Source organism: Sorangium sp. So ce204, from assembly GCF_051526795.1.
Lineage (GTDB): Bacteria > Myxococcota_A > Polyangia > Polyangiales > Polyangiaceae > Sorangium > Sorangium cellulosum_B.
Genome location: NZ_CP150317.1, coordinates 10,743,182 through 10,759,497 on the forward strand (window position 1 = coordinate 10,743,182; position 16,316 = coordinate 10,759,497).

Genomic DNA, 16,316 nt, shown 5'->3' on the forward strand with positions numbered 1-16,316 from the left:
CTCACGGACCTGGGAGCCATGAGCGACGTCGACGTCCGGCTCGCCTGCGAGCCGCTCGGTGAGTGCGTCGTGCTGGAGCTCGCTGGGCGCGAGGCCATGGACGCCCTCTCGTCCTGGGAGGTGCGCGTCGCCGTCGCCGACGAGGTGGATCTCGCGGCCCTCCTCCGCGCCCCGGCGACGCTCGCGCTCGTCGACCCCGCCGAGGGCTCCGAGCGGCTCGTCCGCCTCCTCGTCGTCGAGGCGAGCAGCGATCTCCGCCGCGGCCGGGAGCGCATCTACGCGCTCCGCCTCTCGGATCCGCCGTGGCTCCTCACGCTGCGCGGCGGCTACCGGGTCTTCCTCGAGAAGACGACCGAGCAGATCGTGACCGAGGTGCTGGCGGGCGCGGGCATCCCCGCGGCGGCGATCGAGCCGCGGCTCGCGGGCGCGTACACGGTGCGGCCCCAGTGCGTCCAGTACGCCGAGGCGGAGTGGGCGTTCATCGAGCGCCTGCTGGCCGACGAGGGGATCTCGTACTGGTTCGACACGACGGCCGAGGGCGAGCACCGCGTCGTCCTCGGCGACGGCAGCGGCTCGCACGACGGGATCGAGGGCGGCGCGGCGCTCCCCTACGCCGGGGTTCGCGGGGCGAAGCTCGGCGCGCGCGCCCTCTCGTCGCTCGAGTGGGAGGAGCAGGCCGTGGCCGATCGGGTCACGGTGCGTGACTTCGACGTGCGGCACCCGGACGTCTACATCGACGGCCACGCCGGCGAGGGCGAGCTCGCGTGGCTCCAGGTGCCGGCCGGCGTCCCCACGGCCGAGGCCGCGAAGGCGCGGGCCAGGCGGCGGCTGGAGCAGCTGCAGCGCGACAAGGTCACCGTCACGGGGGAGAGCGACTGCATCCGCCTCGGGCCAGGGCGCCTCGTGGAGATCACGGGCGCGGGCGCGGACCTCTTCGAGCAGCGGATGCTCGTCGCCGAGCTCTCCCACCGCTACGCGCGGCCGAGCCGCGACGGCGGCGCGGCCGCGCCCTACGGAAACCGGATCGCGCTCAGGCCGACGAAGGCCGCGGACGGCGGAGATCACCCGCCCTTCCGGCCCGCGCTCCGCCCGGCGCCCGCGGTGGAGCACATCGACGGCGCGGTGATCACGGGGCCGCCCGGCGAGGAGATCCACGTCGACGATCTCGGCCGGATCAAGCTGCGCTTCCTCTGGGATCGCTCCGGGATCACCGACGACCGCGCCTCTCACTGGATCCGCTGCCTCCAGCACCCGCTCGGCGCCTCGATGTTCCTGCCCCGCGTGGGCTGGGAGGTCCACGTCGGCTACCTCGACGGCTCGCCGGATCGCCCCTTCGTCCTCGGCCGCGCCTACAACGCGACCGCCGTCGCGCCGTTCCCGCTCCCCGCGGCGTCGGCGACGACCGCGCTCCAGTCGTGGACCACGCCGAGGAGCGGCGAGACCCAGGGGATCACGATGGTCGACGACGCGGGCGCGGAGGCGCTCTCGATCCACGCCTCGCGGGATCTCTCGGTCAAGGTCGGCGGCCCGGAGGCGACGCGGATCGACGGCGACGACGCGCAGGTCGTCGGCCTGTCGCTCACAAGCAACGTGCTCGGGAGCCACGCCGCGCGCGTCGGGGCGACCCAGCGCGTCGACGTGGGGCAGGAGATGCTCCTCTCGGTCGAGGGGGCGAGCTCCGAGCTCGTCGGCGGGGCGGAGCTCGTCGACGTCACCGGCAACCGCGCCGTGCTGGCCAGCGGGTCGTGCGTCGAGGTCGTGGGCGGCGGCTACGCGCTGCTCTGCAACCAGTCCAACGTCAACGTGAGCGGCGGCTGCGCCCGGGTGGTGCTCGGGACGACGTCGATCACGAGCGGCCTCGGCGTCACGGAGTCGGTCGCGGGGGCGCGCACCTACGCCTGCCGCGGCTCCCGGACGATCCGCTGCAGCAGCTACGCCGAGTCGATCAACGGCGGCAAGCGGAGCCAGGCGGGCGCGGTGCACGAGCGGGCCGCGGGGAACGTCGGCGTCAAGGCGTCGACGGGCGCGATCTCGGCCGGGAAGGTGTCGATCGGCGCGGGCGGGAAGGTGTCGATCAGCGCGCCGGTGGTGACGATCCAGGCCAGCGGCAGCATCGCGGCGGGCACGATGACGCTGGGCGGCGGCAAGCTGAAGACGACCGGCGGCGTCACCCACGTGGACGGCGGCACGACCCGGCGCGCCAGCGGAAAGGCGGGCAAGTGAGCGAGCGACCCATCCTGCTCGAGATCCCCGGCGTGGACGCCGAGCTCCGCGTCCACGCGTGCCAGGTCGAGGAGCGCGCCTGCGCCCCGACGGTGGCCCACGCGCGCTGCGCCGCCTTCGTGGGCGGCGAGCCCGCCGAGCTCGCGGCGCTCGATCTGATCGGCCGCGCCGCGACGCTCACGCTGCGCTTCCACGGCGTCGAGCGGCGCTTCGCGCTCGCGGTGGAGGCCGTCGAGGAGCGCGACGCCCACGCGCGCGTGACCCTCGCCTCGCCGGTCGCCCGGCTCGACGAGACGCGCGACTACCGGGTCTTCGTCGACGAGAGCGCCACCGAGATCGCGGCGCGCGTCCTCGGCGATCACGGCGTCCGCCTCGACCTCCGCGCCCGCCGCGCGGCGGCGAAGCGGCCCCACTGCGCGCAGGTCTTCGAGAGCGACCTCGGCTTCTGCGCCCGCCTCCTCGCCGAGGAGGGCATGAGCTGGTTCCCGGACGACGGCGATCCCGCGCTCCTCCACGTCGCCGACGCGCCCGAGACGTTCCTCGACGCGGGCGCGGCGATCCCGTGGCGCGACGAGGCGGGGCTCGTCCCCGGGCGAGCCCTGTGCGCGGCGCGGATCCGCAGGCGGGTGGCGGTCGAGAAGGTCGCGCTCAAGGCGTACGATTTCACGCGGCCGATGCTCGATCTGAGCGGCGCCTCGGGCGAGGGCGCGCTCGAGTGGTACGAGGTCCCGGGCGGCCTCGACGATCCGGGCGCGGGCCGCGAGCTCGCGGTGATCCGCCTCGCCGAGCGCCGGGCCGGGGCGACCTCGCTCGAGGGCGAGGCCACGGCGCCGGAGCTCCGCGCCGGCGAGATCGTCGAGGTGACCGACCCGCCCGAGGATCTCGGCGACGCGCGCTGGCTCGTGCTCGCTGTCGTGCACGAGGCGAGGGCGGAGGCGGGTCCGGAGGAGCTCGCTTACCGCGCTCGCTTCGAGGCGGTCCCGGCGCGCGACGGCTTCCGCCCGGCGCGCCGGACCCCCGAGCCTCGCGGCGGCGCCGGGACCGCGGTGGTCACCGGGCCGCCGGGCAAGGAGATCGCCCTCGACGAGCACGGCCGCAGCCGCCTCCGGCTCCGCTGGGATCGCCAGGGCACGTTGGACACGGGCGACACGCGCGACCCGTCAGACCACCGGAGCTCCGGCTTCGCCCGCGTGACCCAGCCGCAGCTCTCGGGCGCGATGCTGAACCCGCGGGTCGGCTGGGAGGAGCTCGTCGGCTTCAGCGACCGGGGCGGGGAGATCCCGGTGATCCTCGGCCGGTTGTACAACGCCGTCCAGGCGCCGCCCGCCGCGCTGCCCGCGAAGAAGGTCGAGACCCGCCTCGGCACGCGGGCGACCCCCGGCGGCTCGGGCGGCAGCGGCGTCGGGATCAGCGACGAGGCCGGGAACGAGCGCCTCGGGCTCGACACGTCGGGCGACTACCGGGAGCGGACCGAGAACGACAAGCGGACCGAGATCGCCGGGCGATCCGAGCGCGTCGTCGGCGGCGCCCGGACGCTCGAGATCAAGGAGCGGCGGGTCGAGAAGGTGGCGGGCGCGCTGTCGCTCGAGGTGGGCGGCGAGCGCAAGGTGGCGGTCGACTCGAACTACGGGCTGAAGGCGGCCTCCGAGGCGATCACCGTGGGGGGCGCCCGCGTGATCCGCGCCGGCGGCGACTACCTCACCGTGACGCCGAGCTTCGTCCGGATGGTGGGCGGCGCGAAGCAGGAGGTCGGCGTCGAGCACCAGAGCGTGTTCGCCAAGGGCGCCTCGACGCTGCTCGTCGGCGGCTCGGTGAGCACCACCGCCGGCCCGTCGGAGTCGGTGGGCGTGGCCGGCGCGGCGATCGTGAAGGTCTCGGGCGCGCAGACCATCGACGCCGGCTCCTACGGCCTCACCGTGCGGGGGCTCTACGCCGAGAGCTTCGGCTCGCGCAGCGTCGCCGCGGGAGGCGACGTCGCGGAGAGCTTCGGCAAGGTCACGACCACCTCGCGGGGCGCCGCCGACATCGCCGGCGCCGAGATCGCCGTCGAGGCGGCCGCGAAGCTCACGATCAAGGCGCAGGGGGTGACGATCACCATGACCCCCGGCTCCATCACCATCTCGGGCAAGCTCGAGGGTCCGACGTCGAGCGTGGAGGAAGGGGTTCATCACTATGGCTAGGTCGCGCACGGTCCAGCAATCGACCGCCCGCCCCGCGCGGGGCGAGGCGAAGCCCCTCGGCCCCGGGCTCCATCCGGGGGTCGTGGAGATGATCGTCGCGCGCGGCGAGGAGAAGAGCGACGCGCGCCCCGCGTTCCAGGTGCGCCCGAGCGACGGGCGCCGGCTCCTCGCGACGCTCGCCGCCGGCGTCTCGCCCGCGTTCATCGAGGAGTGCATGCGCGAGGGCCGCACCGTCGTGCTGGCGGACGCGCCCGGGGGCGTCGCCATCCTGGGCGCGCTCCAGACGGCCTCGGCGCCGGCGCCGGACGCGCACGGGACGCTGGCGCTCGACGCCCGCCACCTCCGGCTGCGCGCCAGGGAGACGCTGGAGCTCGAGGTGCCGGGATCGAGCCTCCGGATCGAGCCCGGCGGCGCGGTGCGGATCGAGGGCGACCGGCTGGTGATCGACATGGCGGCGCTCGTGCGGATCTTCTCGGCGCGGGTGGAGCTGCCGTGAGCGGCGTCGCGCTGACGATCGAGGGCGATCCGGATCTCTCGCCGTCGCGCGTCCGCGGCGCGGAGCGGCTCGGGGAGGCCTCGGCGTTCGAGATCGATCTCCACGGCCCGAGGGACGCGCTCGTCGCGCCCGGGAGCGTGCTCCGCAAGGCGGGGCGGCTCGCCCTGGACGCCCCCACGGGGAGCAGGACGTTCCTCGGCGTCGTCACCCGGTTCGCCGTGATCGCGAGCGATCACGAGCACCTGCGGGCTTACCGGCTCACGCTCGCGTCGCGCTTCGCCCTGCTCGGGCTCACCCGGAGGGCGCGCACGTTCCAGGAGATGACGGCGCCGGAGATCGTCGAGCAGGTGGCGCGAGGGGGCGGCTACAGGACCGTGCGCAAGCGGCTCGCGGCGTCCTACCCGAAGCGCCGCTACGTCGTGCAGTACCAGGAGAGCGACGCGGCGTTCGTCCGGCGGATCTGCGAGGAGCACGGGCTGTATTTCCGGTTCGAGGACGACGGCGAGGGTGAGGTGTTCGTCCTCGAGGACGACTCCGCCTCCGCCGAGGACGCCTACCCGGGCGGCGTCGCGCTGGTCACCCGCAGCACGCTGGACGAGCCGGGGCCCGTCGCGGTGGACGCGGCGCGGCGGCTCCGGCGCGCGGCCGGCAAGGTCGTCCTGCGCGATCACAGCCCCGATCAGCCCCGGCTCTCGCTCGAGGCCGAGGCCTCGGGGGGCGCCGAGGCGGAGCGGGACGTGGAGGTCTACGAGGCGCCCGGCGGCTTCGCCTCGCCGGCCGAGGGCGCGGCGCGCGCGCGGATCCGGCTCGAGTCGCTGCGCGCCGAGGCCGCGCGCCTGTCGTTCGACAGCAACGCGCTGGCGCTCTCGCCCGGCGCGCGCTGCCGCCTCGTGGAGGCGCCGGACCACAACGGCGTCGTGCGGGCGGCGGGCGACTGCGTGGTGACCGACGTCGCGCTGCGCTGGGACGCGAGCGACGGGGTCCTCCGCGAAAGCGTCGGGGCGATCCCGGCCAGCGTGCCGTTCCGCCTGCCGAAGGTCACGCCGAGGCCGCGCATCGCGGGCGTGCAGTCGGCCTGGGTCACGGGGGAGCGCGGGCAGGAGATCCACCCCGACGCGCTCGGCCGCGTCCACCTCCGCTTCCACTGGGATCTGCACGGCGAGGGCGACCAGCGGAGCAGCTTGCCTGTTCGGGTGGCGCAGCCGCACCTGCCGGATCCGATGCTCCTGCCGCGCGTGGGCTGGGAGGTCTTCGTGATGTTCGAGGACGGCGATCCGGATCGCCCCGTCGTGCTCGGGCGCTCGTACAACGAGAAGCAGCGGCCGCCCCTCGCGCTGCCCGCGAACAAGACGGTGACGTCGATCGCGACCGACAGCTCGCCTGGCGGGGGGGCGCGGACGGCGATCCAGATGGACGACGCGGCCGGCCGCGAGCACGTCCTCGTGCACGCGCCCTTCGCCAAGGAGACGACGGTCGGGGGCGATCACGAGGCGCAGACGCTGAAGAACGAGGATCTCCAGGTCGGCGCCGCCCTGCAGGCCGAGGTCGGGGGCGACGAGTCGACCTCGGTGCACCTCGGGTACATCGGCGGCTACGGCTCCCGCAGCGTGACGGTGGGCGCCGCGCAGCGCCAGAGCGCGGGGGGCAACTTCGTGAGCGAGGTCGGCGCCGAGACGGCCGTGGTGGGGGGCATGCTCGTGGAGCAGGCCGGCAACCCCGTGAAGGGCGCGGCCAACCTCGCCGCGTCCGCGCTGCTGTCGAAGGTGAGCGCGCGGGGCGCCGCCGGGCAGATCGCGGCGTCGGCGATGGGCGCGTCGCGCGCGGCCTACGAGGGCTACCAGGCGAAGGGCGCGGAGGGCGCGCTCGCCGCGATCAAGGACAGCGCGGCGGGCAGCGCGATGTCGCTGCTGCCGGGGGGCGAGGCGATCCTGGCGGCGGTGAAGGGGTCGTCGAGCCCGATGCCGTGGGATCACGGCCGGCCCGCGCAGGGCGAGGCGGCGCCGGGCGGCGGGGCCGCGGGGGCGAGCGGCGCGGGCGGCGGGCCGGCGGGCCCCGGCCCGGGCCACCGCAGCGTCGTCGCGAGCGGCTCGTACACCGAGGCGGTGGGCGCCCTCTACGCGCTGACCACGCCGGGCCCCGTGTCGTGGGTGACCGCCGGCCCCGCGACGACCGTGATCAACGGGAGCCACACGAGCAGCGCGGCGAGCGCCGGCCTCACGGTGGGCGGCGGCCTCGGCGAGTGGCTCGGCTCGCTGAACATCGGCAGCCGGGGGGCGATCACCCGGAGCGTCGCGGGGGCCATGACCTCGGACGTGAAGGGCGCGCTGAAGATCAGCGCGGGCGGCTCGTACACGCTCACCGCGAAGAGCGCGCTGACGCTCGAGGTGAGCGGGAACCTGAAGCTCGACGGCAGCCCGATCACCTTCCGGTGCGGCGCGTCCGAGATCTCGGCGACGCCGGCGGGCGTCACGATCAAGTCCCCCTCGATCACCATCACCGGGAGCTCGAAGCAGTCGGGCTCGCTCACGCACCGATGAAGCTCACCGTGCTCGGCCTCGGCCTGATCTCGCCCGCCGGCGCCTCGGCGCGCGATCACGTCTTCTTCCCGCGCGCCGGGGCGCCGCCGCCCCCGCCGTCGCCGTTCATCGGGCCCGACGGGCGCCGGATCGACGCGCGCTACTGCCCGTGGATCAGGCCCTCGCAGGCCGACGCGGGCCGCCTCCTCGCGCTCGCCCGGGGCGCCGTCGCCGAGGCCCTCGCGGCGCTGCCGGGGGTCGACGCCGCGGGGATCCCGCGCTTCGTCGTGACGCCGGCGCCACGGCCGGGGTTGCCCGAGGCATCGCTCTCGGAGCTGGCCCGCGCGCTCGGCCCCGCGGCGCAGCGCTTCACCGGGGCGGCGGGCGCGTTCGCGGCGCTGGCGCGGATCGCGGAGCTGCTCGCGGGCGGCGCGGGCGGCGCAGCGCTCCTCGTCGGCGTCGACTCGCACGCCGGGGTGGACGCGCTCGCCGAGCGGCGGCGGAGGCCGGAGAGCCCGTGGCTGCTCGCGCCGCCGCCGCCGTCCGAGGGCGCGGGGGCGCTGCTCGTGGCCTCCGCGGAGCAGGCGTCGCGGTGGGGGGTGGCGGCCGTGGGAGAGATCGTCGCGAGCCGGCACGCGCCGGGGCGCGCGACCGACGAGGACGACGAGCCCGTCGACGCGGCGGCGATGACCGCGCTCCTCCGCAGCCTGCCCGCCGCTGCCGGGCCGATCCAGGCCGTCTTCGGGCAGGGGCGCGCTGGCGCGCTCCGGTGCCGAGAGTGGCAGTTCACGACGGCGCGGTGCGCGGAGCGGCTCTCGCCAAGCTATTTCGATCGCTGCCTCGAGGCGGAGATCGGCGAGCTCGGCGCCGCGGCGGGCGTGATGGGCCTCGCGTGCGCGTTCGCGACGCTCCGGCACGGCGCGGCGCCGGCCGAGGCCGGGAGGTCGTTCGTGGCCTGGGCGATCTCCCGCGATGGCACCCGCGGGATCGCGCTCGGCGCCGCGGCCAGCACGGGAGCGGGCAAGGTCGCGGCGGGAGCGGAGGGGGCGCTTCCGGTGATGACGCCGCTCTCGGGGGCGGTGATCGCGCGGCGGGTGGAGCGCGAGGCGTTCGTCCCGCCGCCGGTCGAGGCGGAGGAGCCGGGAGACGAGGCGTGGCTCGAGGAGAGCGCCGGGGAGGCGGGCGCGGCGGCGGCCATCGCTGCGACGAGCATCGCGGCGGCGAACGATGTGGCGCCGGCGCTCCCGCAGCTGCCGCGCGAGAGCGCCCCCGCGCCGCTGGTGCGGCTCGACGCGGGGCGCGTGACCGAGGTCACGCTGGCGGGGTTCTATGCGTCGGTCGTCGATCATTGCGCGGAGCTCGTGGCCGCGCTCGCTCGCGACCGCGTCGAGGGGCGGCGCTCGTGGCTGCCGGAGACGGAGGCGCGGATGCTCCGGCAGGTCGACGCCATCGTGGCCGCGGGGCCGCGGGCGCTGATCGAGGTCGCGGCCTTCTGGGAGCGCTGGATGGACGACCCGTGGAAGTCGTTCGCGGGCGCGATCTCGCTCGCTGCCTTCGCGGGGGACGACGCGCTCGCCGCGATCCACCGGGCGGCGCACCTGCTCCCGCAGGACGTCGAGGACCATGCGATCGCGGTCGCGGAGGCGCTCGCGCTGGTCGAGCGACCTGGGCTCGCGGGGCTGGCGCGGGCGCTGTCGGCGTCGGCGCACCCGATCGCGCGGGCTGCCGGCGTGAACCTGCGCTCGATGCGCGGCGAGCTGCCGATCGAAGGGATCGGCGCCGCGCTCGCCGACGAGCACGACGCGGTGGTGCGCGCCGGGATCTGCGGCTGTGAGCGGCTGCCCGCGGCGCAGCGCGCGCGCTTCGTCGAGCGCTTGCGGGAGCTCTGCGGCGCGGCCTCCCCCGACGTGGCCTGGTCGGCGGCGAGGGTGCTGGTGATCGGCGGCGAGGTGGATCTCGTGCGCGACGAGGCGCTGAGCGCGCGGGTCGGGTTGCGCGCAGCGGAGCTGTTCGCGCTGGCGGGGGAGCCGGGCGACTGGCCCCGGCTCGAGGGGCTGCTCGGCCGCCACCGGCCGACACGCGCGGCGCTCTCCGCGGTGGCGCGCTTCGGCTGCTCCGCGAGCGCCGGCTGGATGATCCAGCGGCTCGACGACGAGGCGCTCGCGGATGACGCGGCGGAGGCGCTGCGCACGCTGTTCGGGCCGGTCGTCGAGGAGGCGCGGGAGCTCGAGGCCGGGGCGTGGCGGGAGGCCATTGCGGCGCTGCGGCTCGATCCGAGGGCGAGGTACCGCGGGGGGCGCGCGTTCTCGATCGCGGGGGCGGTGGAGGAGTGCGCGTCGGGGAGGCTGTCGCGCCTCGCGGTGGAGGCGCGCGTCGACGAGCTGCGTGCTCGACTGCGGCTGCCGGATGCGGTCGACATGAGCGGGTTCTGGGTGAGGGCGGAAGCGAACCTGGTGGCGTTTCTGAAGGTGGCGCGGAGCCGGGGCTGAGCGCTGGGGGCGGGCGGGAGAGAGAGGGATCGCTGTGGCGACGATCAATTACAGATTCATTGCAACGACGCGGAGCAATCATTTCTGTCCTGGCCCGCTTCCGGCCGTCAGCACAGCGCCGCCGCCGCCTCCGACCGGGCCTGTGCCAAGTCCGTTTGCGTATATTGCGCTCTCGTCGAGTGCGACGGATACAGGCGAGCGGATCGAGATTGGCGGCGCGCCGGTGCTCCTGGAGGGCAGCTCGATGGATGTCGAGAAGCCAGGCAACATGCCTTGCCAGGGGACCGGGGGCGACGTGGTGACGCTCGTCGTGAACAAAGCGTGCTTTGTAAAGAGCGCGTCGGCCACGATCCTGTCCGGCGACCGCGGGCTCGCCTGCACCGGCGACTACGTGATTCTCAACACCTCCAAAAGTGCCGCGCAGGTCGCCCAGATCGGCGGGGTGCTGTTGGCGGCGGGCATCGTCCAAACCGCCACGGTCGATAACACCATCGTGAATATGACGGTGGTGCTCGATCCGATCTCCGTCGCATCCGGAGCCATGGTCGACGAGACCATGGATCTATCGATCCCCGGCCTCATCCCCATCGAGTGGAAGCGCCTCTATAGTTCCGCAAGCACACGAGACCACACCCCGCTCGGGCGCGGCGGTTGGACGCACTCGTACCACCAATGGGTTGAGATCAACGGCGATGTGCTGCGCCTCCGCGATGCGGACGGCGCAACCATCACTATGCACCATGCGAAGCCGCGCGAGCCGACGTTTCACCGCGGCAAGCGCCTCGTGATCACCCGTGACGGCCACGGCGGCGCCGCCGTGTTCTCACTCGACACGCGCCTCACCCGCACCTTCGTTCCTGCCGGTAGCGGCCGCGCGTTCCTCCGCGAGATCACCAATGAGTCCGGGCACAAGGTCGTCCTAGAGTATGACGGGGAACGGCTCACGCGGATCATTGACACCGCGCGCCGCACGATCGCCCTCACCCATGATGACGACGGCCACATCGTGCGCCTCCATGTTTTCCCTCCCTATGCCGAGGGGCGCGCTCCAGTGCACACCGTCTCGTTCGCGTACAGCGACGGCAGCGAGCTTGTGCGGGTGACCAATCCGCTCGGCCTCGCGGAAACGTACGGCTACGACGAGCAGCGCCGCCTCAATCGCAAGATACTGCCAACCGGCCTCTCGTTCCACTATCTATATGATCCCGAGTCTGGCCGGTGCGTCCGCTCCTGGGGAGACGGCGATCTCCACGCCGGCGATCTCACCTACGATCTACAGCAGGGCATCACCCACCTCACCGGCACCCCGGAGCCCCGCGTCTTCAAGTGGCGGCCCGACGACGGCTCCGTGGTGCGCGAGGCATCGACCGACGGCCTCTTCGTGCGCGATCTCGAACTCGACGCCGACGGACTGCTCCTCAAGACGAAGAACGCGGCGGGAGAACCCCTGACGTTCACCCGCGACGGGCGAGGAAACGTTACGCGCATCACCGATCCGCTCGGCCGAACGGTCGAGCTCGAGTACTCGGACGATCTCCTGGTGCGGCGCCGCGCCGATGGCCTGACCACCCACTACGGCTACGACCACCGGAGCCGGCTCACCTCGATTAGATACCCGTCCGGTGCCTTCCTCACGCTGACACACGATGAGCAGGGACGCCTGGCCGCGGTGCATGGGCCGGATGGACTCTGCAGCGGCTTCGTTTACGACGAGCAGAACAACGCCATCGAGGAGCACACGCCTCGCGGCGGGGTGCGTCGCTGGCGCCACGACGCGCTCGGGAGGCCCGTAGTGTACGTCGACCCCCTCGGCGGAGTGACGCGCCGCGAGCTTGACGCGCTCGGTCGGCCGGTCGCGCTCCACTTGCCCGATGGGACCTCGCTGCGGTTCGAGCACGACGCGCTCGGACGCCTCATTGGCCGCACCGACGCGCTGGGGCGTGTCGAGACATTCCGCTACGCCGGACTGAAATCTCCGATCGAGGTGACCCAACCCGACGGTTCCATCTGGTCGTTGTCGTTCGATCTCAACGAGCGCCTACAGCAGGTGAAGAACCCGAAGGGAGAGACCTTCGATCTCCGCTATGACCGCGCAGGCAACCTCCGCGAGTACCGCTCGTATGACGGCCGCGTCGTCCGTGCCCGACACGGGAAGAACGGCCTCCTGACGCGCGTGGAGAACGCCGACGGCACGTTCCGCGCAATCCGTCATGACGGGGCGGGAAGGATCCTCTCCGAGGAAACGCCACACGGCGCCGTCAGGGTCGAGACGCCCGACGATCGCGTCGTCGACTACATCTGCGAAGATCCCGCCGGCGAGGTTCGCCTACGCGTGGAGCGCGATCCGCTCGGCCGCGTGGTGAGCGAGACGCAGAACGGCCGAACCATCCGCTACGAGTACGACGCTCAGAACCGCCGTATCGCGCGCCATCTCTCGACAGGACACGTGACCCGGTATGCCTACGACGAGGAGGGCAACGTCTCATCGCTCGATCACGGCGGCTACCGCGTGGAGATCCAGCGCGATCTCGCCGGCTCTGTGGTCCGCAAGGTCTTTGTGAGCGCGGGTGTGGAGGCGCGCCGCAAGGTCGACCCGATGGCGCGCCCCACCTACGACTGGGTCGGCGCCGCTGGGCGCACGCTCGTGGATCGTCACTACACCCACGATGCCTCCGGCGCGCTCGTCGAGCGCAACGACCTACGCTGGGGTGTCACCCGCTACCGCTACGATGGGCTCGGGATGTTGCTCGAGGCGAGCAGCTCGAAAGGGCGCGAGTTCTTCGTGTACGACGCGGGGGGATCGCTGAAGCCCGCGGGCTCGGCCTGGGAGACGGCGCCGGGCGGCCTCTTGCTCCGCACCGATGACGCCTCGTATGCCTACGATAACGCGAGCCGACGCACGCGCGAGACACGGTCCGATGGCGAGACGGAGTACCTGTGGGACTGCCGCGGCCAACTCCGCGAGGTTTCGCGTCCCGATGGCACCCGCGTGCTCTTCGCTTACGATGCTTTTAGCCGTCGGATCAGGAAGGAGATCGTTCCGCCCTCCGCCCCGGGCGCCCTCGGTCTGCCAGAGACGCGGAAGCCCCGGATCGTCGAGTACTTATGGGACGGCCTCTGCCTTGCCGCCGAGATCGACTCCGAGCGAGGCACGCGCGTCTTCGTGCACGAGCCGGGAACGATGACCCCACTCCTCCAGCAGGACGACGCCACCATCTACGCGGTGATTACAGATCACCTCGGCACTCCCACCGAGCTCATCGGCCCGGAGGGTGAGGTCGCGTGGTCAGCGCGTCACTCAGCCTTCGGCATCATCATCGAGACCACACGGCCCGAAAGCGGCCCGCTTGTGGCGTCGCCATTCCGGCTTCTCGGACAGTACCACGACGAGGAGACCGATCTCTGCTACGTACGCTACCGCTACTTCGATCCGAAGACGGCTCGCTTCTTGAGCCCAGATCCGCTTGAGCTGTTCGGCAGCCGCAACCTGTTCGCATTCGACGGCAGCCCCACCACCCATGCGGATCCGCTAGGCCTTTCCTGCCTCATCATCGGCAACCCGCTGCACGACAGCCTCGTCCGATATTGCATACGGCATGTAAGACCAGATCCGAACAATTATCGTATTATGATCCACGGCGAGCCCCAGCACGTCACATCATCGGACGTGAACGGCATGAGCACCATGCATACGCCAGACCAGCTACTTCAAATGATCGGCACCGCTGCGAACTATAATAACGCGCCGCTCATCACCCTCAACTCGTGCAATACGGGCCGCATCGAACATGGCGTGGCGCGGGCCGTCTCCGGCTCCTTTCCCAACCGCGACGTCCGCGCCCCGAACGATCTCGTCTGGGGGAATGGCCAGTACATCGCCCCTCCCGAAGGCGTCGGCAACAGCGCGACCTGGGCGCCTACTCCCGTCGAATTGAGCAATGCCAGGCCCGATCTGACCCGCCCCGGACAATGGAACTACTTCAGGGATGGTAAACCACACGTGGCCAAACAGAACGTATACCAGGAAACGCCGCTCACCAAGACGCAACCTATCGATGTGCGGCCGCCGAGGGATCCGCGGCCCTTCGGGTGAGCCCTTCGAGCTAAACCAGCATTCCACAGGCGTTCGCTCATCGGCCTCGCGGGACGCATCCGGTCAGTTACAGGCGTGATAAAGAACGGCTTCATGCTGGGTCGAATTGCCGAAGTCAATGACAAGCCACAGCTCGTCCTCCTCGCTGGCTACAAAGCTACGCTCGTGCCCCACTTGCAGGGTCGTATGGAATGAAATGGGAATGCGCTCCCAGTCCACACCTCGCATCAACCTGTGGATATAAAGCGCGGCCGAGGCATTCTCTGAAAAGACAAAAAGCTCGCCCCGAGGCGTAGCCGCCAGGCTCATCACACGAGACTCCTGTGAAATGGGCGGCAACGGGAGCCACCTCCCCTGGGCACGGTACGCAAGGAAGGGCTCCCCAGAATCCAGTTTGCCATTGGCTATGGACTCATAGGGTGGATACCCGGCATACAGCTCGACGCTCCTCTCATTCACCCCCGGCGGCCATTCGAACTTCTCTCCCTTTTCCGCTCCTCGCGGAAACATCCACCATCCAGGCTCATGATGGGGGGATCGCGCGATGTGGACAGCGACGTCGCCTGCATTCGTTCTGTGGAAATGCGCAGGTGGGTACCAGCCGTCCCAGACGATCTTCTTGGCAAGCATGGGAGGGATCGGCTTATCCGAATCGTCCAACCACTTGAGGGTGCGGTCGACTTCCAAGCCGAGAACCCCGCCCGCCCACTCCAGGACCCATACGAGGTCGGGATGCTCCACCCACCGCCCGTGGCGCTCGTCCCACCGGACCACCGCGCTCCTCGGCTTCTTCAGCTCTTCCGCCAGTGCAATCGCCTCCAGCGGATGCAGCCGCCGGGATCCCATGCGGAACGTCCAGCCCACACCGATGGCCGAAGCCCAGACGCAGTCAGGCCATCGACCGGCCATGCCAACAATCTCGTCCGGAGCGATCGGCTCCGGAACCACACCCTGGGCGTCGGGTGCCCTCACCACTTCCGTCTTCCGCTGCTCGTGGAGCTGCCCGCCCTGGGCCCGCGCAATGTAAGGCCCAGTAGAAGCGATGATTGCTCCCTGCAGCCGATGCAGGCGGATGGGCTGCTGTGATGACGCGATGGCCGTGAACATACCGTGCTCAACCCCTTCTCCTCTCGGTCGCGCGCTCCCTCACCGCTTCGCGCGGACCCACTCTCCCGCCTCGATCAGCTCCCGCATCCACTTCATCCGCAGCCCTGGCTCCGCCGCGAACCTCTTTTGCCACGTCGCGTCCTCGGCGCCCTTCGCCTCGCGGCATTGCGGTTTATCTGCCGATCCGGGGCAACCTCCCGCAATATTGCTAGATGCGCGCATGATAGAGCATTCCGTCGTGCATACCGGAGATACTGAACTCGAGAGCGAGCCACAGATCACCCCCCTCACCGATCTCGAATTCATACATGGAAGGGAAACACCGATTTGCATAGAAGAAGATCGGCATGGGCTCCCAGACCTCTTGTCGCACCAGTCGATACATGGAGAACAAGGACGAATGATCCAATGAGATGATGGTGAAATCGCCCGAAGGCGTGTTCATCAACCTAGTCCATCCAGAATCGGTTGGCAGTGGTGGCAGCGGATGCCACACCCCCTGGTCGCGATAGGCGTAGAACGGCTCCCCGGATTTCATTCTACCCTCGACGACGAGCTCGCAGGGTGAATGACCGAACGCCAGCGAGACCTGTGTCTCGTCCATATCGGGCGGCAACACGACCCTCTCCGGCTTGCACTCTCCGCGCGGGAATATCCACCATCCAGGCGCCAAATGGGGGGACCGCTGGATCTCGAGAAGAACGTCGCCGGCCTTCGTTACCCGACACCGGGACACGCTCAAGAAGTCCGGGATGAGGCCCTCGGCGAGCGCTGGAGGGATGGGTCGGTCCGAGCCATCCACCCATCTGAGCTCACCGTCGACGCTCCCGGCGAGCACCCCGTCCCCCCAACCACGGGCCCACGCGATGTCCGGCTGCTCGACCCATTGACCACGCTCCTCGTTCCAGCGGACCATGCCTTCTCTCGGATAGGGCGTTTTGCGCGATAATGCCCATCCCACCTGAGTCGAAGTCCAGGCGGAGTCTGGCCACCGCCCATCGATGGATCGAAGATACTCTGTAGCGAGCGGCGACGAGTACTCTCCCTGGGCGTTCGGCGGCCTGACGACCTCCGTCTTCCGCTGATCAAGCAGCTGCCCGTCCTGGGCCCGCGCGATGTAGGGCCCGGTAGATGCGAGGATCGTTCCCTGGAGCTGATGCAACTGGATGGGCTGCGGCGAGTGCGCGATGGCCGTGAACATACCGTGCTCGA

8 protein-coding genes are annotated in these 16,316 nt (G+C 71.4%); 6 read left to right on the forward strand and 2 right to left on the reverse strand.

Going from position 1 to position 16,316, the window contains the following annotated elements:
* Positions 1-18 precede the first annotated feature (18 nt).
* The 6 genes from WMF22_RS40360 (at position 19) to WMF22_RS40385 (ending at position 13,997) form a co-directional block, all read left to right on the forward strand.
* Positions 19-2,223: a type VI secretion system Vgr family protein gene (locus WMF22_RS40360; protein ID WP_438033173.1), complete on the forward strand. Its 2,205-nt coding sequence runs from the start codon at positions 19-21 to the stop codon at positions 2,221-2,223.
* Positions 2,220-4,403 carry a type VI secretion system Vgr family protein gene (locus WMF22_RS40365; RefSeq protein ID WP_438033174.1) on the forward strand — a complete coding sequence of 728 codons (2,184 nt, stop codon included), beginning with the start codon at positions 2,220-2,222 and terminating at the stop codon, positions 4,401-4,403. The genes WMF22_RS40360 and WMF22_RS40365 overlap by 4 nt, the downstream gene beginning before the upstream one ends.
* Positions 4,396-4,899 carry a hypothetical protein gene (locus WMF22_RS40370; RefSeq protein ID WP_438033175.1) on the forward strand — a complete coding sequence of 168 codons (504 nt, stop codon included), beginning with the start codon at positions 4,396-4,398 and terminating at the stop codon, positions 4,897-4,899. Before WMF22_RS40365 ends, WMF22_RS40370 begins: the two co-directional genes overlap by 8 nt.
* Positions 4,896-7,436 (forward strand): type VI secretion system Vgr family protein, encoded by a 2,541-nt coding sequence (locus WMF22_RS40375; protein ID WP_438033176.1) that lies wholly within the window; start codon positions 4,896-4,898, stop codon positions 7,434-7,436. The genes WMF22_RS40370 and WMF22_RS40375 overlap by 4 nt, the downstream gene beginning before the upstream one ends.
* The gene (locus tag WMF22_RS40380; RefSeq protein WP_438033177.1) at positions 7,433-9,904 is read left to right on the forward strand and encodes a hypothetical protein; all 2,472 of its coding nucleotides are present in this window, start codon (positions 7,433-7,435) and stop codon (positions 9,902-9,904) included. Before WMF22_RS40375 ends, WMF22_RS40380 begins: the two co-directional genes overlap by 4 nt.
* 244 nt (positions 9,905-10,148) lie before the next feature.
* Positions 10,149-13,997 (forward strand): DUF6531 domain-containing protein, encoded by a 3,849-nt coding sequence (locus WMF22_RS40385; RefSeq protein ID WP_438033178.1) that lies wholly within the window; start codon positions 10,149-10,151, stop codon positions 13,995-13,997.
* A 63-nt stretch (positions 13,998-14,060) separates the two neighbouring features.
* Here WMF22_RS40385 and WMF22_RS40390 read toward each other — a convergent pair whose 3' ends face one another.
* A complete protein-coding gene (locus tag WMF22_RS40390) occupies positions 14,061-15,104 on the reverse strand; it encodes a hypothetical protein (protein ID WP_437295266.1) in 1,044 nt (347 codons plus the stop codon).
* Positions 15,105-15,312: 208 nt separating this feature from the next.
* A complete protein-coding gene (locus WMF22_RS40395; protein WP_438033179.1) occupies positions 15,313-16,305 on the reverse strand; it encodes a hypothetical protein in 993 nt (330 codons plus the stop codon).
* Positions 16,306-16,316 lie beyond the last annotated feature (11 nt).